This is a genomic window from Pseudomonas sp. CHM02 (assembly GCF_000612585.1).
Lineage (GTDB): Bacteria > Pseudomonadota > Gammaproteobacteria > Pseudomonadales > Pseudomonadaceae > Aquipseudomonas.
The window spans coordinates 67,123-89,494 of the sequence record NZ_JFCA01000014.1 but is presented as its reverse complement, the minus strand read 5'-3'; the positions used below and the strand labels follow the sequence as shown (position 1 = coordinate 89,494).

The 22,372-nt window shown below is 61.6% G+C and carries 20 protein-coding genes; 12 read left to right on the top strand and 8 right to left on the bottom strand.

Translation table 11 applies throughout. The features are described from left to right. Positions 1-66 precede the first annotated feature (66 nt). Both BM70_RS0109795 and BM70_RS0109790 read right to left on the bottom strand, forming a co-directional pair. Positions 67-807 carry a flagellar basal body rod protein FlgF gene (locus tag BM70_RS0109795; RefSeq protein ID WP_025855852.1) on the bottom strand — a complete coding sequence of 247 codons (741 nt, stop codon included), beginning with the start codon at positions 805-807 and terminating at the stop codon, positions 67-69. Positions 808-1,166: 359 nt separating this feature from the next. Then, a complete protein-coding gene (locus tag BM70_RS0109790) occupies positions 1,167-2,729 on the bottom strand; it encodes a sigma-54-dependent phenylalanine hydroxylase transcriptional regulator PhhR (RefSeq protein WP_025855851.1) in 1,563 nt (520 codons plus the stop codon). A 257-nt stretch (positions 2,730-2,986) separates the two neighbouring features. Between BM70_RS0109790 and phhA the strand changes: the two genes are divergently transcribed. The 3 genes from phhA to BM70_RS0109775 all read left to right on the top strand — a co-directional run bounded on the left by phhA (position 2,987) and on the right by BM70_RS0109775 (position 5,428). Then, positions 2,987-3,778 (top strand): phenylalanine 4-monooxygenase, encoded by a 792-nt coding sequence (gene phhA, locus BM70_RS0109785; protein ID WP_025855850.1) that lies wholly within the window; start codon positions 2,987-2,989, stop codon positions 3,776-3,778. A gap of 97 nt (positions 3,779-3,875) precedes the next feature. Then, positions 3,876-4,232: a 4a-hydroxytetrahydrobiopterin dehydratase gene (locus BM70_RS0109780; protein WP_016976549.1), complete on the top strand. Its 357-nt coding sequence runs from the start codon at positions 3,876-3,878 to the stop codon at positions 4,230-4,232. Beyond that, positions 4,232-5,428, top strand: a complete 1,197-nt coding sequence (locus BM70_RS0109775) for an amino acid aminotransferase (protein ID WP_025855849.1) — start codon at positions 4,232-4,234, stop codon at positions 5,426-5,428. The genes BM70_RS0109780 and BM70_RS0109775 overlap by 1 nt, the downstream gene beginning before the upstream one ends. Before the next feature lie 91 nt (positions 5,429-5,519). Here the strand turns inward: BM70_RS0109775 and BM70_RS0109770 are convergent, their stop codons facing one another. Further along, on the bottom strand, positions 5,520-6,329 hold the full coding sequence (locus BM70_RS0109770; RefSeq protein WP_025855848.1) for a UDP-2,3-diacylglucosamine diphosphatase: 810 nt from the start codon (positions 6,327-6,329) through the stop codon (positions 5,520-5,522). 136 nt (positions 6,330-6,465) lie between these two features. Between BM70_RS0109770 and BM70_RS0109765 the strand changes: the two genes are divergently transcribed. From BM70_RS0109765 to BM70_RS0109755, 3 genes are all read left to right on the top strand, one after another. Then, positions 6,466-7,218, top strand: a complete 753-nt coding sequence (locus tag BM70_RS0109765; protein WP_025855847.1) for a helix-turn-helix domain-containing protein — start codon at positions 6,466-6,468, stop codon at positions 7,216-7,218. A gap of 96 nt (positions 7,219-7,314) precedes the next feature. After that, complete coding sequence (locus BM70_RS0109760; protein ID WP_025855846.1) at positions 7,315-8,199, top strand: DMT family transporter; 885 nt, start codon at positions 7,315-7,317, stop codon at positions 8,197-8,199. A 131-nt stretch (positions 8,200-8,330) separates the two neighbouring features. Further along, entirely contained in the window at positions 8,331-8,612 is a 282-nt protein-coding gene (locus BM70_RS0109755; RefSeq protein WP_025855845.1) for a hypothetical protein, read from the top strand. 41 nt (positions 8,613-8,653) lie between these two features. Here BM70_RS0109755 and BM70_RS0109750 read toward each other — a convergent pair whose 3' ends face one another. Continuing rightward, entirely contained in the window at positions 8,654-8,941 is a 288-nt protein-coding gene (locus tag BM70_RS0109750) for a SelT/SelW/SelH family protein (RefSeq protein ID WP_025855844.1), read from the bottom strand. Positions 8,942-9,025: 84 nt separating this feature from the next. Here BM70_RS0109750 and BM70_RS0109745 point away from each other — a divergent pair, with 84 nt between their 5' ends. Then, on the top strand, positions 9,026-11,215 hold the full coding sequence (locus BM70_RS0109745) for a patatin-like phospholipase family protein (RefSeq protein ID WP_025855843.1): 2,190 nt from the start codon (positions 9,026-9,028) through the stop codon (positions 11,213-11,215). A gap of 133 nt (positions 11,216-11,348) precedes the next feature. Here BM70_RS0109745 and BM70_RS0109740 read toward each other — a convergent pair whose 3' ends face one another. Both BM70_RS0109740 and recQ read right to left on the bottom strand, forming a co-directional pair. Continuing rightward, the gene (locus BM70_RS0109740; protein WP_025855842.1) at positions 11,349-11,783 is read right to left on the bottom strand and encodes a MarR family transcriptional regulator; all 435 of its coding nucleotides are present in this window, start codon (positions 11,781-11,783) and stop codon (positions 11,349-11,351) included. Between the two features lie 121 nt (positions 11,784-11,904). Further along, a complete protein-coding gene (gene recQ, locus BM70_RS0109735; protein WP_025855841.1) occupies positions 11,905-14,031 on the bottom strand; it encodes a DNA helicase RecQ in 2,127 nt (708 codons plus the stop codon). Between the two features lie 276 nt (positions 14,032-14,307). Here recQ and BM70_RS0109730 point away from each other — a divergent pair, with 276 nt between their 5' ends. From BM70_RS0109730 to BM70_RS0109720, 3 genes are all read left to right on the top strand, one after another. After that, on the top strand, positions 14,308-14,895 hold the full coding sequence (locus tag BM70_RS0109730; RefSeq protein ID WP_015885221.1) for a YecA family protein: 588 nt from the start codon (positions 14,308-14,310) through the stop codon (positions 14,893-14,895). Positions 14,896-14,915: 20 nt separating this feature from the next. Further along, positions 14,916-15,299, top strand: a complete 384-nt coding sequence (locus BM70_RS0109725; protein ID WP_025855840.1) for a YbaN family protein — start codon at positions 14,916-14,918, stop codon at positions 15,297-15,299. A 114-nt stretch (positions 15,300-15,413) separates the two neighbouring features. Then, a complete protein-coding gene (locus tag BM70_RS0109720; RefSeq protein WP_025855839.1) occupies positions 15,414-18,884 on the top strand; it encodes a PAS domain-containing hybrid sensor histidine kinase/response regulator in 3,471 nt (1,156 codons plus the stop codon). Between the two features lie 101 nt (positions 18,885-18,985). On the opposite strand, the gene rmuC is transcribed toward BM70_RS0109720, so the two are convergent. Together rmuC and BM70_RS0109710 are read right to left on the bottom strand one after the other, a co-directional pair. Beyond that, positions 18,986-20,350, bottom strand: a complete 1,365-nt coding sequence (gene rmuC / locus BM70_RS0109715) for a DNA recombination protein RmuC (protein ID WP_177326546.1) — start codon at positions 20,348-20,350, stop codon at positions 18,986-18,988. A gap of 176 nt (positions 20,351-20,526) precedes the next feature. Then, entirely contained in the window at positions 20,527-20,850 is a 324-nt protein-coding gene (locus tag BM70_RS0109710) for a hypothetical protein (RefSeq protein WP_025855837.1), read from the bottom strand. Between the two features lie 457 nt (positions 20,851-21,307). On the opposite strand from BM70_RS0109710, the gene BM70_RS0109705 reads away from it, so the two are divergent. Both BM70_RS0109705 and BM70_RS0109700 read left to right on the top strand, forming a co-directional pair. Next, positions 21,308-21,613 (top strand): hypothetical protein, encoded by a 306-nt coding sequence (locus BM70_RS0109705; protein ID WP_025855836.1) that lies wholly within the window; start codon positions 21,308-21,310, stop codon positions 21,611-21,613. 445 nt (positions 21,614-22,058) lie between these two features. Continuing rightward, positions 22,059-22,283, top strand: a complete 225-nt coding sequence (locus tag BM70_RS0109700; protein ID WP_005790139.1) for a hypothetical protein — start codon at positions 22,059-22,061, stop codon at positions 22,281-22,283. The last annotated feature ends 89 nt before the right edge of the window (positions 22,284-22,372 follow it).

The following is a 22,372-nucleotide window of genomic DNA, read 5'->3' as shown; positions in this document are numbered from 1 at the left end:
TCTCCTTCGTGCGCCTGTTTGTTGGCGCTGCGCTGCAAAATTAGTAGTGGGTCAGTGACGCGGCGATCAGCTCATCTGCATGACGCGCGTCATGGCCTGGTCGTCTTCCTTGGCGCTGTTCATCATCTTGATGTGCAGCTCGAATTGCTTGGAAAGCGCCAGCACCGCGGTCATTTCTTCCACGGCATTGACGTTGCTCGCCTGCAGGAAACCCGAGGTCAGCGTCACGTTCGCGTCGGCCTGGGCCGGCTGGCCATCCTTGGTGTGGATGGTGCCGTCCAAACCTTTGTTCATGTTCTTCAGGTCTGGCTGGACCAGCTTGATGCGGTCCACTTCAGCCATCACCCGCGGGCCTTCGCCCATGGCGCGGATGCTGATGGTGCCGTCGGAACCGACTTCGATTTTCTGCTGCGGCGGCACGGCAATCGGGCCACCGTTGCCCATGATCGGCATGCCGTTGCCGGCCCGCAGCACGCCCAATGCATCGACATTCATGCTGGCGCTGCGCACGTAGGCTTCGCTGCCGTCCGGGGTCTGCACGGCCATCCAGCCATTGCCGTTGATAGCCACGTCCAGGTCACGACCGGTCTCGATCATGGCGCCAGGGCTGAAGTCGGTGGCTGGGCGTTCGGTCATGGCAAACGCCCGCGCCGGAAAGCTGTCACCGAACACCGGCATCGAACGTGCCTGCTCCAGGTCACGTTGGAAACCGTTGGTGGAGATGTTCGCCAGGTTGTTGGCATGGGCCTTCTGCGCCAGAGCATTCTGGCTGGCGCCGGTCATTGCCACATAAAGGTACTTGTCCACGCTCTTTCCTCTTTCTGACGGACGCTTGCCGCCCACCGCTGTACTGATGAGGCTTAAGCAATTTGCGAACCAACTTTTGAAAAGTGCGAGAAGTGCAGGCGGGGCGGGGGTTTGCGGCGTGGGGTGAAGATTTCAGGGTTGAGCGCGAGTCGAAAAAACGGCGGACTACTGCCGCCTGCGGCAAACACATGTCTGGAAAACGACGAAGATCCAATGTGGGCGCGGGCTTGCTGTGGTGAGCAGGCTTGCCCTGCGCTGGGCTGCGAAGCAGCCCTCATAGCTCAGCCGCGAACCCGTCGGGGGACCCCACTCACCACAGCGAGCCCGCCCACAGTGTTAACCCCGTTGAACCCGGTAGGTTACTTGCCGGTCTTCAGGATCTCGTAATCGCGCAATTTATTGGCGATAGTGGTGTGGGATACCCCCAGTCGCTTACCCAACTGCCGGCTGCTGGAATGCTCAGCGTACAAGGCTTCCAACACCGCCTTCTCGAACCGCCCGACGATGTCTTCCAGCCCACCGTCCAGGGAAAAATCGCCAAGCGGCTGACGCACGCCATAATCAGGCAAGCGAATATGCTCGGCCTTGACCGTGCCGCCGTCGCACAACGACACCGCCTGGAACAGCACGTTTTCCAACTGCCGCACGTTGCCCGGCCAGTGATAGTGGCTCAGGCGATCCATTGCGGCAGGGGCCAGCTTGGGCAGCGGGCAGCCGATCTGCCGGCTGGCCTGGTCAAGAAAGTGCTCGACCAGTGGCGCCAGGCCGTCAAGGCATTCGCGCAGCGGCGGGATATGCAGGGACAGCACGTTGAGACGGTGGTAGAGGTCCTGGCGGAACTCGCCACGGGCGCACAGCTCGGACAAGTCCACCTGGGTGGCGCAGATCACGCGCACATCCAGGTACACCTCTTCATCACTGCCGACGCGGCGAAAGCAGCCGTCCTGCAGGAAGCGCAGAAGTTTCACCTGCAAGCGCGCGCTCATCTCCCCGACCCCATCGAGAAACAACGTACCGCCCGCCGTCAGTTCCAGCAGCCCCAGTTTGCCTTCGGCCCGTGCACCTTCGAAGGCACCGGGCCCGTAGCCGAACAGTTCAGTCTCGGCCATCGACTCGGGCAGGCCGGCGCAGTTGAGCGCCATCAGCGGCGACTGCCCACGCGGGCTGGCCAGGTGACAGGCGCGGGCCAGCAGCTCCTTGCCGGTGCCGGTTTCGCCTTCTATTAATAGAGGCGCGTCCAGCGGCGCCATGCGCCGGGCCTCGCGCACCACAGCGGCCATGACTCTGGAGCTTTGGAAAATGCTGTCAAAGCCGCGCAGTTCCTGCTTGCGCACGTTGTAGATACGTTCGCCGACACGGTCCGCACGGTGCAGGGTCAACACGGCGCCGGCCATGGCCTCGCTGTCATCATGTTCGGACGATTGCAGCGGCGCGATGTCCGCCAGGAACACGTCACCCTTGACCTTGACCCGCAGGCCATTGATCCGCGATTTGCTCGCACGCACCAGCTCCGGCAAGTCGAAGTCCTCGGCGTAGCGCGACAACGGAATCCCCGGCACCTCGTCCACCCGCACCCCGAGCAACTGCGCCGCCGCACGGTTGGCGGCGACGATGGAACCGCCCATGTCGATCGACAACACCGGAAACTCCAGGGCACCGAGCAGCGCATTGAGCTCCATGTGCCGCCGTTCGCTGGGCATCAGCCCTACCCTTTTGACCCCGAACACCCCGGCAATCGCCTCGAATTGCGGGCGCAGCGCCTGGAACTGCATGTTCACCAGATTGGGGCAGTACAGATAAATGGCGTTGCCATGCTCACCGCCCACCTCGCCCTTGGCGACGTTGACGCCGTACTCCACCAGCAGGTTGAGGATGTCCCGCAGGATGCCGATGCGGTTCTGGCAGTGCACTTTGATACGCATGAAAAGGCCCGAAAAGTGGGTAGGCGCCGCGTATTTTTGCTACTGGGCGCAGATAGTCGTCAAGATTATGTGACAGCCAAGGCGACTTTCCCAGCCCAATGCAGCGGTCACGCCCACAAGCGTAACGAATATTTTACGAAAAGCGGTAACTTTTCCTACTTGAAGGCGGTTTAAACCGATGGAATCCGGCTGCGCGCGGGTTATCAATAGGCTCATCGCAGGACATAACAAGAATGAATGCCTAGCAGGAGAGCCGTATGAAGCAGACGCAGTACGTGGCCCGCGAGCCCGACGCGCAAGGTTTTATCCACTACCCGCCGGAAGAACACGCGGTGTGGAACACCCTGATCACTCGCCAGTTGAAAGTGATCGAGGGTCGCGCCTGCCAGGAATACCTGGACGGCATCGACAAGCTCGGCCTGCCCATGGACCGGATTCCGCAACTGGGCGAAATCAATAAAGTGCTGGCCGAAACCACGGGATGGCAAGTCGCCCGCGTGCCGGCGCTGATCCCCTTCCAGACTTTTTTCGAATTGCTCGCCAACAAGCAGTTCCCGGTAGCGACGTTTATCCGTACCCGCGAAGAACTGGACTACCTGCAAGAGCCGGATATTTTCCACGAGCTCTTCGGTCACTGCCCGCTGCTGACCAACCCCTGGTTCGCCGAATTCACTCATACCTACGGCAAGCTCGGCCTGGCGGCCACCAAGGAGCAACGGGTATACCTGGCGCGCCTGTACTGGATGACCATCGAGTTCGGCCTGGTGGACACCCCCGAAGGTCGACGCATCTATGGTGGCGGCATCCTGTCGTCGCCCAAGGAGACGGTGTACAGCCTGTCGTCCGAGCCCGAGCACCAGGTGTTCGACCCGCTGGAGGCGATGCGTACACCGTATCGCATCGACATCCTGCAACCGCTGTACTTCGTGCTGCCCAACCTGAAGCGCCTGTTCGAAGTGGCGCAGGAAGACATCATGGGCATGGTCGAGCGCGGTATGCAGTTGGGTCTTCATGCTCCAAAGTTTCCGCCCAAGCCTAAAGCGGCTTGAACCTTACATCTTGAGGCCAGGTGAGTCTGTTCCCTGGCCACGCGTTGCTTTAGGGTGACGCTACTGACCTTCAAACATTCGAATTCAGGACACCCCCATGACCACCTTGAACCAAGCCCACTGCGAAGCCTGCCGCGCCGATGCCCCGCAAGTCAGCGATGAAGAATTGCCGGTGCTGCTCAAGCAAATCCCCGACTGGAACATCGAAGTCCGCGACGGCGTGATGCAGCTGGAAAAGGTTTTCCTGTTCAAGAACTTCAAATTCGCCCTGGCCTTCACCAACGCCATGGGTGACATCTCCGAAGCCGAGGGCCATCACCCTGGCCTGCTGACCGAGTGGGGCAAGGTCACCGTGACCTGGTGGAGTCACTCCATCAAGGGCCTGCACCGCAACGACTTCATCATGGCCGCGCGCACCGACGAAGTGGCCAAGGACGCCGAGGGCCGCAAGTAATGCATTTCGATGCCATTGGCCGCGTGCCCGGCGACCCGATCCTCGGGCTGATGGACCTGTATGCCCAGGACGCCAACCCGAACAAATTCGACTTGGGCGTGGGCGTCTACAAGGATGACCAGGGCCTGACGCCGATTCCACACTCGGTGAAGCTGGCCGAGCAACGCCTGGTGGACACGCAAACCACCAAGACCTACATCGGCGGCCACGGCAACGCCGCGTTCGGCCAACTGATCAGCGAGCTGGTACTCGGCGCGGACTCCGCGCTGATCCGCGAACGCCGTGCCGGCGCCACCCAGACCCCAGGCGGCACCGGCGCCCTGCGCCTGAGCGCCGATTTCATCGCGCACAACCTGCCGGGCCGTGGCGTCTGGCTGAGCAACCCGACCTGGCCGATCCACGAAACCATCTTCGCCAAGGCCGGGATCCCGGTCAGCCATTACCCGTACGTGGGCGCTGACAATCGTCTGGACGTGGCGGCGATGCTCACCACCCTGTCCAGCGTGCCCAAGGGCGATGTCGTGCTGCTGCACGCCTGCTGCCACAACCCGACCGGTTTCGACCTGTCCCAGGATGACTGGCGCCAGGTGCTGCAGATCGTGCGCGAGCGCCAGCTTCTGCCGCTGATCGACTTCGCTTACCAGGGTTTTGGCGACGGCCTGGAGCAGGACGCCTGGGCGGTGCGGCTGTTTGCGGCCGAGCTGCCGGAAGTGCTGGTGACCAGCTCCTGCTCGAAGAACTTCGGCCTGTACAGCGACCGTGTCGGCGCATTGATCGTGTGCGCGGCGGATGCCGAGAAGCTCACGGATGTGCGCAGCCAGTTGGCTAACACAGCGCGCAACCTGTGGTCGACGCCGCCGGATCACGGTGCGGCGGTGGTGGCGACGATCCTGGGTGATGCCGAGCTGAAAAAACGCTGGAGCGACGAGGTCGAAGCCATGCGCTCGCGCATTGCACACCTGCGTTCCGGGCTGGTGGAGGCGTTGGCGCCCCATGGTTTGTCGGAGCGGTTTGCGCACATTGGGGCGCAGCGTGGGATGTTTTCCTATACGGGCTTGAGTGCCGAACAGGTGAAGCAACTGCGCGAGAAGCACAGCGTTTATATGGTGAGCTCCGGGCGGGCTAACGTGGCCGGCATCGATGCGACACGGCTGACATTGCTTGCTGAAGCCATCGCCGACGTTTGCCGCGACTGACACCTCACCTTGTAGGAGCCCGGCTTGCCGGCGATGGCGGTCTCGAGCACGCCATCGCCGGCAAGCCGGGCTCCTACAGGGAGGTTGTACTTCAGCCTGCGACCATCTCAGCTTTCAGCTGCGCCTCTTTTGCCTGCGCATCCGCCAACCGATACAACTCGATGCTCCCATCCCAGTGCTCGATCAACGCCGTGCACGACTCCACCCAATCCCCGCAGTTGAGGTAATCCACCTCGCCCACCTTGCGAATCTCCGCGTGGTGGATATGCCCGCAGACCACACCGTGCAGCTCGCGCTTGGTCACTTCATGGGCGATGGCTTCTTCGAAATCACTGATGAAGTTCACTGCCGTCTTGACCTTGTGTTTGAGGTACGCCGACAGCGACCAATAACCATAGCCATAGCGCGCACGCCAATGGTTCAGCCAGCGGTTCAGCGTGAGGGTGAACTCGTAGGCCGAGTCGCCAAGGAACGCCAGCCAGCGGTGATAGCGGGTGATCACGTCGAACTGATCGCCGTGGATCACCAACAGGTGCCGGCCATCGGCGGTCACATGCACGGCCTCGTCCACCAGTTGGATATTGCCTAGGATCAGCTTGGAATAGCGGCGCAGGAATTCGTCGTGGTTGCCGGTGACGTAGATCACCTCCGTGCCGCGCTTGGCCATGGTCAGCAGGCGGCGGATCACGTTGGTGTGGGCCTGGGGCCAATACATGCCACCACGCAATTTCCAACCGTCGATGATGTCGCCGACCAGGTAGACCTTATCGGCGTGGTAGCCCTTGAGGAATTGCGACAAATGTTCGGCCTGGCAATCCCGGGTGCCCAGGTGCACATCGGAAATCCACAGGGTACGAACCCGTTGTTTGCGGCTGGGCTTGGTGAACTCGGCACTGGTCATGGGCGTCCCTCGACGGTGTTTTCGCGAGCTTGCGCCAGCGCGATTAATAGCCCATGACAACTGTGCGTCAGTCTGATGACAGCGCCCGCCCGCCACGAAGCGTTGTAGACTGGCGCCAGCAACCCAGGAGACCGCGATGAGCCCCACTCTCACGCTACGCCACTACATCGAAGCGCCGCTCGCCCACAGCCATGACCATGCGCAGTTGGTGTTCGGCCTGTCCGGGCACCTGGACCTGGAAGTCGATGGGCGCGGCAGCCAAGTGCGCGAAAGCAGCGTGATGGTGCTGCCCTTCTCTGCCCACCACGCGTGCGGCAGTCGCGATGGCAGCCGCTGCCTGGTGCTGGATGTGCCCACCGAGCACTGGGTGCTGCAATCGTTGGGCGAGCACGCCGACGCCAGTCGCCGCCTGCTCGACCAACCCGCGCGGCTGACCCTGGACGTGCGGCAAAGCCAGCTGGTGCAATGGCTGGCGCACAGCCCGATAGGTGACCCGCTGATCGCCCAGCAAGGCGCAGTGCTGTTGCTGGCCAGCCTCAATCATCCAATGGCCCAACCGCTGCCGGGCCGACGCCTGCCGTATGCGGCATTCAATGCGCATATCGAGCGCCACGTCGCACATCCGTTGCAAGTGGCAGACCTGGCACGTATCGCCGACCTGTCGGTAGCGCGCCTGCATGCACGCTTCATGGCGGAATGCGGGCAAACGCCGATGGACTACATCCGCAGTCGCCGCCTGCAAATGGCCCTGGAGTTGCTGCGCAAAACGCCGCTGCCCATTGGTGAAATCGCCGATCGCGTCGGCTATACCTCGCAAAGTGCCTTCGCCGCCGCGATGCTGCGTGAGTTTGGCGCCTCGCCGGGCGCATTGCGGCGTAACGCACAGTAAGAGCCTGGCGACAAAAATCGCGAGCCAGACGACAGACGCCTGCACGGCTGCCCCACTAGACTGCGCTTCTGTCGCCCGCCTGACTCAAGGACCGCAATGACTCCCCGCTCAGCCCTCGGCGCCCTGCATATCGGCGCATTGATGTTTGGCCTTACTGGTGTTTTCGGCAAACTGGCGGCCGCGTCGCCGGCCATCATTGTGTTTGGTCGAGCCGTGTTTGCCGTGATGGCCCTGGCGGTGTTTGCCCGGTTTGCCAGCAACACCGCCTGGAAAAAACTCGAGCTGCGCGACTGGCGCCGGCTGCTGGTCAGCGGCGTGTTGCTGGCAGCGCATTGGGTGACCTTCTTTATTGCCGTGAAAGTCGCCGGCGTGGCCGTCGCGACCTTGGGCTTCACCGCATTCCCGGCCTTTACCGTGATCCTCGAAGGGCTGATTTTCCGCGAGCGCATCCGCGCCAACGAAGTGCTGCTGGTGGCGCTGGTCAGCGTCGGCCTGGTGCTGGTCACCCCAGACTTCAACCTCGCTAGCGAAGCCACCGGCGGGTTGCTCTGGGGCATCGCCTCGGGGCTGCTGTTTTCCCTGTTGTCGCTGAACAATCGCGCCAGCTCCGGACGCATCCCGGCGGTGCAGGCGGCGCTGTGCCAGAACGTGGTGGTCGCGTTGTGCCTGTTGCCCGTGGCGGCACCAGGGCTGTCGCAAGTCAGGACGATCGACTGGCTGTGGATCGGCTTGCTGGGCATCTTCTGCACCGGCCTGGCCCACAGCCTGTTTGTCGCCAGCCTCGCAGTGATCAAGGCGCGCACCGCCTCGGTGGTGTTTGCCATGGAGCCGGTCTACGGCATCACCGTGGCCTGGCTGCTGTTTGCCGAAACCCCCACGCTGCGCATGCTGCTGGGCGGCGCGCTGATCATTGTCGCCATTGTGCTGTCCGGCTTGATGGGCGGCGCCAGCCAGGCCAAACAACCCACTGCAACGGCCTGATCTATACTTTAAACGTCCGCAACAGCCTGAAGTCGTTCAACGGATAACCGACACCTCGACGACAGCCTGGGTATTCTTGAAGTTGCTGCATGCGAGTGGTCAAAACCTCAACGTAATGCGGGAGCTTTACCATGGAAATGCTCATCAATCTGTTGGTGCAGATCATCAGCGGCGCCGTCGGCGGCAACATTGCCGGGATGACCAGGCAAAGTCTTGGAACCTGGCTCAATACCGTGATCGGCGGTGTCGGCGGACTGGTGCTGGGCCAGGTCGTCGCGGCACTGACGGGCACCTCCGGCAGCGAAGCGCTGGATGTGGCGGCAGTCGGCAGCAACATTGTCGGCGGTGGCGTCGGCGGGCTGGTGCTGACTTGGGTGGTTGGCTTCATCAAGCAAAAAATGGCCGCCAAATAACGCCCCCTGCACAGTCACCGCCTGCCTACGGCGGTGGCTGTTCACTGCGTCCGGTCGTTGTGCCCCAGGTCACGTTGCGGGTCGATCTGGTCACGCACACGCTGCTTGAGCACCTTGGCTTCGGGGAAACCACCATCGGCCTTGCGCTCCCAGATCTGCACGCCATCGCAGGTAATGCTGAACGCACCACCGGTAGCCGGCACCAGCGACACCTTGCCCAGGTCATCGGCGAAGGTGCTCAACAATTCCTGCGCCAGCCACGCCGCGCGCAGCAACCACTGACACTGGGTGCAATAGGTGATAACGATCTCGGGTTTGATCGATGACATAATTTGAGAGGCTCCTGGCGTAACGGGCTCGGCGGATCGAGTGGCTATAATACCGGCCTTTATCGCCCAGCCTCGAGATTCATGATGCGCCGCCTGCTGTCCTGCCTGTTTCTGTGCCTACTTCCTCTTGTTGCCGACGCCGTCGAACCGCCACGCCCGAAAATCGGCCTGGTACTGTCCGGCGGTGCCGCCCGTGGGCTGGCGCATATCGGCGTGCTCAAGGCCCTGGAAGAGCAAGGCATCCAGATCGATGCGATTGCCGGCACCAGCATGGGCGCGGTGATCGGTGGGCTGTACGCCTCGGGCTACAAGATCGACGAGCTGGAAAAGCTGGCGCTGAGCATCGACTGGCAACAGGCGCTGTCCGACGCACCACCGCGGGAAGACGTGCCGTTCCGGCGCAAGCAGGATGACCGGGACTTCCTGGTCAAACAGAAACTCAGCTTCCGCGACGACGGCAGCCTGGGCCTGCCCCTCGGCGTGATCCAGGGCCAGAACCTGGCGCTGCTGCTGGAAAGCATGTTCGCCCACAGCAGCAACACGCGTAACTTCGACAAACTGCCCATCCCCTTCAGGGCAGTGGCCACCGATATCACCACCGGCGAGAAGGTGGTGTTCCGCAAGGGCCACCTGCCCCAGGTGATTCGCGCCAGCATGTCGATCCCGGCGGTGTTCGCCCCGGTGGAACTGGACGGCCGGCTGTTGGTGGACGGCGGCATGACCGACAACATCCCGCTGGATGTGGCGCGGGAAATGGGCGTGGACATCGCCATTGTCGTCGACATCGGCACCCCGCTGCGCTCGCGCAAGCAACTGGCCACGGTGGTGGATGTGCTTAACCAGTCCATCACCCTGATGACCCGGCGCAACTCCGAAGAACAACTCAAGGACCTGCACCCCAAGGACGTGCTGATCCAGCCGCCGCTCGCCGCCTATGGCGTGACGGACTTCGGCCGCGCCAAGGACATGATCGACGCTGGCTACCGCGCAACCCGCGCCCTCGATGCACGCCTGGCCCACCTGCGCCCCGCCGAACCGATCGACCCGCAACTGGTGGCCGCCCGAACCCCCGGCGAACGCACGCCGGTGATCACCGCCATCGACGTGGAAAACGATTCGAAAGTCAGCGACGACGTGATCCGCTACTACATTCGCCAACCATTGGGCGAGCCGTTGAACCTGGGGCGTCTGCAGTCCGACATGGGCACGCTGTACGGCCTGGATTACTTCGAGCAGGTGCAGTATCGCGTGGTCAAGAAAGGCCAGGACAACACCCTGGTGATCAGCGCACGCGGCAAACGCAGCGGCACCGATTACCTGCGCCTGGGCCTGAACCTCTCGGATGACATGCGCGGCGACAGCGCCTTCAACCTTGGCGCGAGTTATCGCGTCAATGGCATCAACCGCCTCGGCGCCGAGTGGCTGACACGCGTGCAGATCGGCGATCGCCAGGAGCTGTACAGCGAGTTCTACCAGCCGATGGACACCGGCTCGCGTTACTTTGTCGCGCCTTATATCAGGGCCGAGGCCCAGAACGTCGAGCTGATCCTGGACAACGACCCCATCTCCGAATACCGCCTGGAACGCTACGGCTTCGGCTTGAACGTCGGCCGGCAGATTGGCAACAGCGGCGAGATCCGCTTCGGTGTCGGTGAAGCCTGGGGCAAGGCAGACGTGCGCATTGGCGACCGCGACCTGCCCAGCGTGAGTTTCAGCGAAGGCTTCTATGAGCTGAAGTACTCCTTCGACTCCCTGGACAACGTGTACTTCCCCCATACCGGCGAAGACATCGGCCTGGCCTACCGCGAATTCGAACCGGGGCTGGGTTCGGACCAACGCTACCGCCAATGGGAGTTCAAGCTGGACAAGGCCATGAGCCACGGCCCGGACACGCTGGTGCTGGGTGGACGCTATGGGCGCACCCTGGATGATTCGGACGTGGTGATTTCCAGCTTCCTGCTGGGCGGTGCGCGGCAACTGTCGGGCTTCCGCCAGGATGCAATCTCGGGCCAGAACATCAGCCTGATGCGGGCCGTGTACTACCGCCGGCTCACGCCACGCTCGTACCTGCCGCTGGATTTTCCACTGTACCTGGGTGCGTCACTGGAACGCGGCCGGGCGTGGAACAACGACAATGAATTCGACAGTGGCTACATCAATGCGGCAAGCATATTCCTGGGTTTCGACACACCATTGGGGCCGCTGAATTTCAGCTACGGGTTCAACGATGACAATCAGAAGGCGGTGTATCTGAACCTGGGGCAGACGTTCTAAAAAGGTCGTTCGCAAAACTAATGTGGGAGCTGGCTTGCCTGCGATGCAGGCACCTCGATTTTTCAGTTGATCCGAGGTGATGCTATCGCAGGCAAGCCAGCTCCCACATTTTTGACCTGCCGCGTATGCGAGGTCAGGATTTTTCCAAGTTCGCCAGGATGTGCCCATGCACGCGCATGCACACGCTCAAGTCGGCTTCGTCCACGCCTACAAACAGCTCATGGCGCAGGGCGGTGGCGATGGTTTCGATTTGTTCGATCAGCGGCCGGGCGGTATCGCACAACAGGATGCGCTTGGCACGGCGGTCTTCCACCACGGCTTGACGTTGCACCAGGCCCTGGCCTTCAAGGCTGTCCAGCAGGCGGGCCAGGGTTGGCCCTTCGACGCCGACGCTTTGGGCCAGCTCACGCTGGGTGGGTGCTTCTTCAAAACGAGCCAGGTGCAACAGCACCAGCCAGCGCGCCTGGGACAGGCCTAGCCCGGCCAGGCGACGGTCCAGTTCAGCACGCCAACCTCGGGACATTTGCGCCAGCTGCATGCCAAATCGGTGTTGATCGGTTAACGACATAAAAAACTCATGTTTTAGACTGAAAATAAAGTGTGGCTAATTATTAGTCAGCTAAGCATGAGCTTTGCCAGTAGGCAAGAGTTGCTATGTACTGATTCGTTACATTGTCATAATTGACGCACTAAATTTCGAATTCCGACTGCAAAGCCGCCCTTACGCAGTACAAAACACCCTCAGGAACGCGCCCGGTAAACAGCGGCGCAATCTCCGCCACCGGTGGCAATTCGCCCTCTCCATCCAGGAAGGCATCCTGGATTTCGCCGAGCAGATCCTCTGGCAAATCAAGGGCCTGCTCCAACGACAACTGCTGCTTGCCAATGGCTTCGGCAAGCAAGGTGTAGACGTTCTTCTCCGAGCATTGCAACTGACCGGCGATCTGGATCGGGGTCATGCCGGCACGTGCCAGGCTGATCAATTCGTGGCGGATATCGGCGACTTCCTTTGGCGCTTCGGCCTGCCCGCCGAGCACTTCGAGGAAGGCCTGGCCGTAACGCTCCAGCTTGCGCGCACCGACGCCGCTGACCCGTGCCATCTCGGCCATGCTGGTGGGTTGCTCACGCAGCATTTCCAGCAGGGTGGAGTCGGGGAAAATAACGTACGGCGGCACACTGTGCTCCTGCGCCAGTTTGCGCCGCAGGGTGCGCAAGGCTTCCCACTGTTCGCGCTCTTCGCCACGCACCAGCTGGCTGGCCTGGCTGGTGCTGCTCTTGGCGGTGGTTTGCGGCTTGAGGTCACGGCGCAGTTCCAGGCTGACTTCACCCTTGAGCAACGACCGGCAACTGTCATTCAGGCGCAGGCCACCAAAGCCTTCGATATCGATATCTACCAGCCCACGCGCGACCATCTGCCGGAACAACGAGCGCCATTCGCCTTCGGCGCGAGCCTTGCCGACGCCGTAGACCGACAGTTTCTCGTGGCCGAAGCTGCGGACTTTCTCGTTGTCCTTGCCCAGCAACACGTCCACCAGATGGCCCACGCCATAACGCTGGCCGGTGCGGTAGATCGCGGACAAGCCCTGGCGTGCCGGCTCGGTAGCGTCCCAGGTCTGCACGCCGTCGACGCAGTTGTCGCAATGGCCACAAGGCTCAGGCATGTCTTCGTCGAAATACGCCAGCAACGTCTGGCGGCGGCAACGGGTCTCCTCGCACAGCGAGAGCATGGCATCGAGCTTGTGTTGCTCCAGGCGCTTGTGACGCTCGTCGCCTTCGGAGTTCTGCAGCATCTGCTTGAGCATCACCACGTCCTGCAGGCCGTAGACCATCCAGGCATCCGCCGGCAGGCCATCACGGCCGGCACGCCCGGTCTCTTGGTAATACGCCTCGAGGGACTTGGGCAGGTCCATGTGTGCGACGAAGCGCACGTTGGATTTGTCGATGCCCATGCCGAACGCGATGGTGGCCACCATGATCAAGCCCTCCTCGTTGAGGAAGCGCTTCTGGTGATAGGCACGCAGATCATTCGGCAGGCCGGCGTGGTACGGCAGCGCCGGGTAGCCTTGCTCACAGAGGAACGCAGCGACTTCATCGACCTTCTTGCGCGACAGGCAATAGACGATACCCGCATCGCTGCGCCGCTCGGAGAGGAACGCCAGCAACTGCTTGCGCGGCTGCTCCTTGGGCACGATGCGATAGAAAATGTTCGGCCGGTCGAAACTCGAGAGGAAGCGTTCGGCGTTCTGCAGATGCAGGCGCTCGACGATTTCCTCACGGGTGCGCTTGTCGGCCGTCGCCGTCAGTGCAATGCGCGGCACATCGGGAAACAGTTCAGCCAACTGGCCGAGCTGCAGGTATTCGCGGCGGAAGTCATGGCCCCATTGCGAGACGCAGTGGGCTTCGTCGATGGCGAACAGGGCGATTTCCAGGCTCTGCAAAAAGGCCAGCATGCGCGGCTGCACCAGGCGTTCGGGCGCCAGGTAGAGCATCTTCACTTCACCGCGCTTGATCCGCGCGGCCAGGTCGCGCTGCTGCTCGGCGCTGAGGGTGGAGTTCAGGGACGCCGCGGCAACGCCCAGCTCCTCGAGGGTGGCAACCTGATCGTCCATCAACGCGATCAGCGGTGACACCACCACGGCCAGGCCGTTGCGCAACAGCGCCGGCACCTGGAAGCACAACGACTTGCCACCGCCGGTAGGCATCAGTACCAGTGCGTCACCGCCACTGGCCACGCGCTCAATGATCGCACCCTGGCGGCCACGAAAACTGTCGTAGCCGAAGATGTCCTTGAGGACGCGTTGAGCCTGATCGAGCATGTATAACTCCAAAATAGTGCCGAAATCCCTCTGTACAGGCTGGCCGAAAAAATGCGCGTTCACGGGAAATAATCCGTAAGCGAAGTTTTCTCGGACTGGCGCCTGGCCTGCAAGGGCATCACAAAACGAGGCAGTATACCCGAGCGATACCCGGCAAAGGGCGCCACTGACGAACAGCGAGCGCTATCTAAAACCTGGCAAATATGCAGTGTGGCTGGCCTGGGCGCTCAAGAAGGCCTAGAATTCAGCATCGTTTATTCCCAAGGTAGTCCTTCAATGTCCTTCGCTGAGCAACTAACCCGCCTGCAAGCCTTCCTCGACGCCGATGAGCTGCATGACGAGGCGCTGGACTACGTGGCCGCCCACGGCTACCTGACCGCCCTGTCGATCTGCTCCGAGGTCGTGCCCGACCGTGAATGGATCGACGCACTGTTCGCCGAAGAGCCACACTACGCCGACGCCGCTCAACGCGAAGAAATCGAATCCACCCTGCTGGCCCTCAAGGCCCATATCGGTCGCCAACTGGCCTCCGACGAGGAATTCGAGCTGCCATGCGAGCTGGACCTGGGCGAAGAGCCGGATGACTCCGACCTGCGCGGCTGGTGCATTGGCTTCATGGAAGGCGTGTTCCTGCGCGAAGCCGCGTGGTTCGAAACCGCCGAGGAAGAAGTCAGCGAAATGCTGTTGCCGATCATGGTGGGTTCGGGTCTGTTCGACGACCAGCCGGAGTTCTCCGACATCGCCGCCGACGCCAACCTGATGGACGACATGATCGTGCAGATCCCGGAAGCCCTCACCGCCCTGTACCTGCTGTGCAACGCCCCTGACGAAAAACCGGCGATCCTCAAGCCACGTCACCACTGAGTCGCTTGCCCGTGACACCCATGGGCAAGCGTTCACTGCTCCTGCGCTACGTGCTGCTGGCCATCGGCTGGTTGAGCGTAGCGTTGGGGGTGATCGGCATTTTCCTGCCGGTATTGCCAACCACGCCCTTCCTGCTGCTGGCCGCCGCCTGCTTCGCGCGAAGCTCCCCGCGTTTCTACCACTGGCTGGTGCAACACCCACGCCTGGGCCCATGGATCCGTGATTATCTGGACGGCAACGGCATCCCCCTCAAAGGCAAGGTCTACGCCATCGGCTTGATGTGGCTGAGCATCAGCGTGTCCTGCTATTGGGTGCCACTTCCTTGGGCACGTGGCTTCATGCTGACCAGCGCCGTGCTGGTGACGATCTATATCCTGCGCCAAAAGACGCTGCCACCCCGTTAGGCCGCGACATCAAGTCGCGCTCAGACCTTGGTCGACACTGACTAACCCCGGGCATCATGCGAGACTGTCCAACCCGGCCTGGAATGCCTGGGTGTTCTTCTGTCCGGAGTTACCATGACGCTGTCCAGCGGGCTGATCGCCGCCGTTGCCCTGGCCTATATGGCCATTATGTTTGCCATCGCCTTCTATGGTGACCGTCGCCGTGCGCCATTGCCGCCGCGCGTGCGTGCCTGGGTGTATAGCCTGTCACTGGCTGTTTATTGCACCAGTTGGACCTTCTTCGGTGCCGTAGGCCAGGCCGCAGAACAGCTATGGGCATTTTTACCGATCTACCTCGGACCGGTACTGCTGCTGGTGTTGGCACCCTGGGTGCTGCAGAAGATGATTCTGATCAGCAAGCAGGAAAACATCACCTCCATCGCCGACTTCATTGCCGCGCGCTACGGTAAGTCCCAGTCCCTGGCCGTGGTGGTCGCGCTGATCTGCCTGGTGGGCGTACTGCCCTACATTGCGCTGCAACTCAAAGGCATCGTGCTGGGGGTCAACCTGCTGATCGGCGCGGGCGCCGACACCACCGGCACCCGCGCCCAGGACACCGCACTGATCGTGTCGCTGGTGCTGGCGCTGTTCACCATTGTCTTCGGTACGCGCAACCTCGATGCCACGGAGCACCACCGTGGCATGGTGCTGGCGATTGCGTTTGAATCCCTGGTCAAGCTGTTCGCGTTTCTGGCAGTCGGCGCGTTTGTGACCTTCGGCCTGTACGACGGTTTCGGCGACCTGTTCAGCCAGGCCATGCTGGCGCCACGCCTGGAGGAATACTGGAAGGAGACCATCAACTGGCCGTCGATGGTGGTGCAGACCGGCGTGGCCATGATGGCGATCATCTGCTTGCCTCGGCAGTTTCATGTCACGGTGGTGGAGAACATCGACCCGCAGGACCTGCGCCTGGCCAAATGGGTGTTCCCCGCCTACTTGATTCTTGCCGCACTGTTTGTCGTACCCATCGCCCTCGGCGGCAAGATGATGCTGCCTGGCTCGGTGCTGCCAGACTCCTACGTGATCAGCCTGCCCATGGCGGAAGCCCATCCAGCCCTCGCGGTACTGGCGTTTATCGGCGGCGCTTCGGCGGCCACCGGCATGGTGATCGTGGCGAGCATCGCGCTGTCGACCATGGTTTCCAACGACATGCTGCTGCCGTGGTTGTTGCGTCGCTCCAGCGCCGAGCGGCCGTTCGAAGTATTCCGCCATTGGATGCTGTCGGTACGCCGGGTCAGTATCGTGATCATCCTGCTGCTGGCCTACGTCAGTTACCGCCTGCTGGGTTCGTCCGCAAGCCTGGCGACCATTGGCCAAATCGCGTTTGCCGCCGTGACCCAGTTGGCGCCGGCGATGCTCGGCGCGCTGTATTGGAAGCAGGCCAACCGGCGCGGCGTATTTGCCGGGCTGGCGGCGGGCACCTTCCTGTGGTTCTACACCTTGGTCCTACCGGTGACGGCGAAAAGCCTGGGTTGGTCCCTCAGCCTTTTCCCTGGGCTGACGTGGATGCATTCCCACCCGCTGGGGCTATCCGTCACGTCGTTGACCCTGGGTACCGTGTTCTCACTGGCGGGCAACTTCACGCTGTTTGTGTGGGTGTCGATGCTCTCGCGCACGCGGGTTTCCGAGCACTGGCAAGCCGGGCGTTTTATCGGCCAGGAAATCAGCCAGCGCGCCAGCGCCCGCTCGATGCTGTCGGTGCAGATCAGCGATTTGCTCAGCCTGGCGGCGCGCTTTGTCGGTGAGGAACGGGCCCAGCAAAGTTTTATCCGCTTCGCCTATCGCCAGGGCAAAGGCTTCAACCCCAACCAGAATGCCGACAATGACTGGATCGCCCACACCGAGCGATTGCTCGCTGGGGTACTGGGCGCATCATCCACCCGTGCGGTGGTGAAAGCCGCCATTGAAGGGCGGGAAATGCAGCTGGAAGACGTCGTACGCATCGCCGACGAAGCGTCGGAAGTGCTGCAGTTCAACCGCGCACTCTTGCAAGGCGCCATCGAGAACATCACCCAAGGCATCAGCGTGGTCGACCAGTCGCTCAAGCTGGTGGCCTGGAACCGGCGCTACCTGGAGCTGTTCAATTACCCGGACGGGCTGATCAGCGTGGGCCGGCCGATTGCCGACATCATCCGCTACAACGCCGAACGCGGGCTGTGCGGACCGGGCGAGGCCGAAGTTCACGTGGCGCGCCGCCTGCACTGGATGCGTCAGGGCCGTGCGCACACCTCCGAACGTTTATTCCCCAATGGTCGGGTGATCGAGCTGATCGGCAACCCGATGCCCGGCGGCGGTTTTGTCATGAGCTTCACTGACATTACGGCGTTCCGCGAAGCCGAACAGGCACTCACCGAGGCCAACGAAGGCCTGGAGCAACGGGTGACCGAGCGCACCCACGAACTGTCCCAACTCAACGTGGCGCTCACCGACGCCAAGGGCGTGGCGGAGTCCGCCAGCCAGTCGAAGACGCGCTTCCTGGCAGCCGTCAGCCATGACCTCATGCAACCGTTGAACGCCGCACGCCTGTTCTCCGCCGCCCTCTCCCATCAGAACGACGGCCTGTCCAGCGAAGCCCGGCAATTGGTGCAACACCTGGACAGCTCGCTGCGCTCCGCCGAAGACCTGATCAGCGACCTGCTGGATATTTCGCGCCTGGAAAACGGCAAGATCAATCCACAGCGCCAGCCTTTTGTACTCAACGAGCTGTTCGACACCCTGGGCGCGGAGTTCAAGGCACTCGCCCAGGAGCAAGGTCTGCGCTTCCGCCTGCGCGGCAGTCGGCTGCGCGTGGACAGCGACATCAAGTTGCTACGGCGCATCTTGCAGAATTTTCTCACCAACGCCTTCCGTTATGCCGACGGCCCAGTGCTGCTGGGCGTACGCCGACGCAAAGGCGAGCTGTGCCTGGAAGTGTGGGACCGTGGTCCGGGGATACCGCAGGATAAACAGAAGGTGATCTTCGAAGAGTTCAAGCGCCTGGATAGCCACCAGACCCGGGCAGAGAAAGGCCTTGGGCTTGGCCTGGCGATCGCCGACGGCCTGTGCCGCGTGCTCGGTCACCGCTTGAGCGTGCGCTCTTGGCCGGGCAAAGGCAGCGTGTTCAGTGTGCGCGTGCCGTTGGCGCGCAACCAGGCGAGCGTACAGATCAAGACGCCGCAGGAAACCGGACTGCCGTTGAGTGGCGCGCAAGTGCTGTGCGTGGATAACGAAGAGAGCATCCTGATCGGCATGCGCAGTTTGTTGACGCGCTGGGGTTGCGAAGTGTGGACCGCCACCGACCAGGCACACTGCGCAGCGTTGCTGGCCGATGGCGTGCGCCCGCAGCTGGCACTGGTGGACTACCACCTCGATCATGGCGAAACCGGTACTGAGCTGATGGGGTGGCTGCGTGCGCAATTGGCCGAGCCGATTCCCGGCGTGGTGATCAGCGCCGACGGTCGCCCGGAGATGGTGGCCGAGGTGCATGCGGCGGGGTTGGATTACCTGGCCAAGCCGGTGAAGCCGGCAGCGTTGCGGGCGTTGTTGAGCCGGCACCTGCCGCTATAGGCCGGCTCGACCTGGTCCTCTGAGCGGGCTTGCCGGCGATGAGGGCCTTGAGAGTGACGCCGACTTTACGGACGCCATCGCCGGCAAGCCGGCTCCTACCATTATTCGGGAAGGTGGGCCACGCCATCGGAGTCGGTCATCGCCCGCTCCAGTAGATCAGCCGGCAGGCTTTTACTGGCCCGCGCCCCAAGCAACCTCAATTGCTCGGTGCGACTGACCAGATTCCCGCGCCCATCTGTCAGCTTGTTACGCGCTGCGCTGTAAGCCTTATCCAACTGCTGAAGACGGTTGCCCACTTCATCCAGATCCTGGATAAACAGCACGAACTTGTCGTACAGCCAACCCGCACGCTCGGCGATTTCCCGTGCGTTCTGGCTCTGGCGTTCCTGCTTCCACAGGCTGTCGATCACCCGCAGTGTGGCGAGCAAGGTGGTTGGGCTGACGATCACGATATGGCGGTCGAAGGCTTCCTGGAACAAGTTCGGCTCGGCCTGCAGTGCGGCGGAAAACGCGGCCTCGATAGGCACGAACAACAACACGAAATCCAGGCTGTGCAGGCCTTCCAGGCGTTTGTAATCCTTGCCGGCCAGGCCTTTGACGTGATTGCGCAGCGACACTACATGTTGCTTCAACGCCGCCTGGCCGATTACGTCGTCATCGGCGGCCACGTATTGTTGATAAGCGGTGAGGCTGACCTTGGAATCCACCACCACCTGCTTGTCGCCGGGCAACATGATCAGTACATCCGGCTGGAACCGCTCGCCGTCGGGGCCCTTGAGGCTGACCTGAGTCTGGTACTCGCGGCCCTTCTCCAGGCCCGCATGCTCCAGCACCCGCTCGAGGATCAGTTCACCCCAGTTGCCTTGGGTTTTCTGGCCCTTGAGGGCTCGCGTAAGGTTGGTAGCCTCGTCTGACAGACGCAGGTTCAGTTGCTGCAGGCGCTCCAGCTCCTTGGCCAGGGAAAACCGCTCGCGCGCCTCGTTCTGGTAACTTTCTTCCACGCGTTTTTCGAACGACTGGATGCGTTCCTTCAACGGGTCGAGCAACTGGCCAAGGCGTTCCTGGCTGGTTTCGGCGAAACGCTGTTCACGCTCGTCGAAAATCTTGCCGGCCAACTCGGCGAACTGCGCACGCAATTCATCCCGCGAGCCTTGCAGGTCGGTGAGGCGCTGCTGATGACTGTCCTGCTGCTCACGCAGCTCGGCGCGCAAGGCCGCTGCCAACGCATCAAGGCGGCGAAGCTCGGTCTCTTTGGCGCTGCGATCGAGGTTCCAGGCGTGGGCGGCATCGCGGGCATTGTCGCGGTCGATCTGCAGCAGTTCGACTTCACGGCGCACGGCAGCCAGGTCAGCCTGCTTGGCAGCATTGGCCTGGCTCAGGTCGCTGATTTCATCGCGGCTGGCATCCAACTGCGCGGCGAGGCCTTCCTGGGCCAGTTGCGCGGTGGCCAGGCGCTCTTCGAGCAGTTCCCAGCCGGTCATGCGCGCGGTCAGGCGGCGCTGAAGCTGCCAGCACACGGCCAATAAAGGCACGGCAGCACCCGCGAGGCCCAGGGCAATACTGGTCCAGTCAAAAGCCATAGACATGTCTGCCAATTACCGAAAAAAAACAAGGTTAGCGGAGCGCAGGGCCTGAGGACAGCTCAGTCTTCGACCTGGCCCAGTTCACGCTGGGCGCGGCGGTCGCCGGCGCGGGCCGCGAGGCGCAGCAGGTCGTGACCGATACGGCGGTCACGGGCGTTCCCGCACTCCCGGCACATCAGTTGGCCCAGGCGGCTTTGGGCAGCGACCACGCCTTCACGGGCTGGCTGCTTGAGCAAGCGCCCGGCGAAATGTTTGACGTTGGTGTTGTGACCCAGGCGAGGGCTATCGAGCAACCACAAAGCAACTTTCAAGGAAAAGCGCTTGGGGGCGGTAACAGTCTGAGGGGTATCGGTAACAGAAGGTGATACTGAGCGAAACTTCATAAAGCACTGTGGGACAGAACGGAAGGCGCGCCACTCTACTCTTTTTTTCGTACAGGTAAAGCTGAAAAAACTCTGCACGCCCGTTCTAGAGCAAGCGCTCGGGACAATCCACAGAAGCTGTGGATAACTCAGTGGACAACCCCCCTTTAACTCGCGCAAAGCCCCATGGAATGGGGGCCGCAGTCAAACTGACGATTTTTTCACCAATAAAAAAAAGCCAGATTTTTCATTGACTTAAATTTCCATTGCAGGCTAACCGGGGCCCGCAAGCGCAGTTGACAGCACGGTTACACACCTCGCAACTAATGTGCACAAGTACCCATCCGATGGTTATATCGCCGGCTTTTTTTGAAGCAACTCGCTGCAAAAATGTTACCGCCGGGGTAAACCGGGGACTTTTCAAATCTTTCCCGGCTCGCCACACTCCCGGACCAGCAGAGCAACAGTGGGAGGATCGATGAAAGGAATTCTGTTATTCGCCGTATTGTTACTGGCTATCTGCGCTATTTCACTGGGGATCAACGTGGCGCTGCCATCGCCGGACGGCGCACTGTTCGCCATCGCCATCCTGCTGTCGGCGGCGTTCACAGCCGTCAGCCTGTGCATTGAGCTGGGCGAAGGCCGGATCAATGACATGGGTGATGTGATGAAGGTGGTCGAGACCGGCCAGTCCCTGCGCCTGACCCTCGCCGCCTACGGGCTGGGCTGCTCGCTGGCAGCGGCGATCACGGTGCTGGTCTATCGGGGCCTGCTGGGCGGCTGATAAAAGTTTTTTTGGCTATCACACTTCCATTACCTGTTTCAATCCGTTACTATCCGCGGCGTTAGTACCAAGCTGAAAGTCAATTCTGGTCGAACAACTCCCCTGAACAACACGGGATCGACCACCTCGATGGTTTCCAGGTATCACTTGCGACGACACTGCCTTTGAACAATCAAAGGGTGCCGCGAAGTCTCAATACTCTGACCGAACCAACCTGCAAATTGATCAGGATCTTCACCCTGGGCCCAGAACCTTTGCCCCTGTTGTGTTGCCTGCCCTCCTAAGTACCTACCTGCCAGCCCAAGCGCGCCTAACTTATCAGCGCTTCAAACTGGCTGCTTTGTTCCAGTCGGGTTCTTCGTTTGATCAATGGTGATCAACGTTACTGGAACGTTTTAACGTTGCACGGTTCTTAATCCGTGTCATTTGTAGGAACACCAATAATATGAACGCTCAAATCCACACTCAGGATGCCATTCGCACCCTCACCAACGCTTTTGCTCCAATGAATTGCCTGATCATGGCCGCTCGCAAAGGCTGCTTCAGCTTCACCCTGGTCAACGAACACGGCATCGCTCGTCACAGCGAACGCCTGTACCCCGATCAATACTCCAGCGCAGAACCGCTGCAGGCCGTGATCGAGCGTACCCGTCAGGCACTCACTGCCTGATCGACCCGAGTCGCTGAAACACAAAAAACCCTGTTTAAAAAGCAGGGTTTTTTATTGCCTGCGATTCGTAGTATGTGCCGTCGCATTAA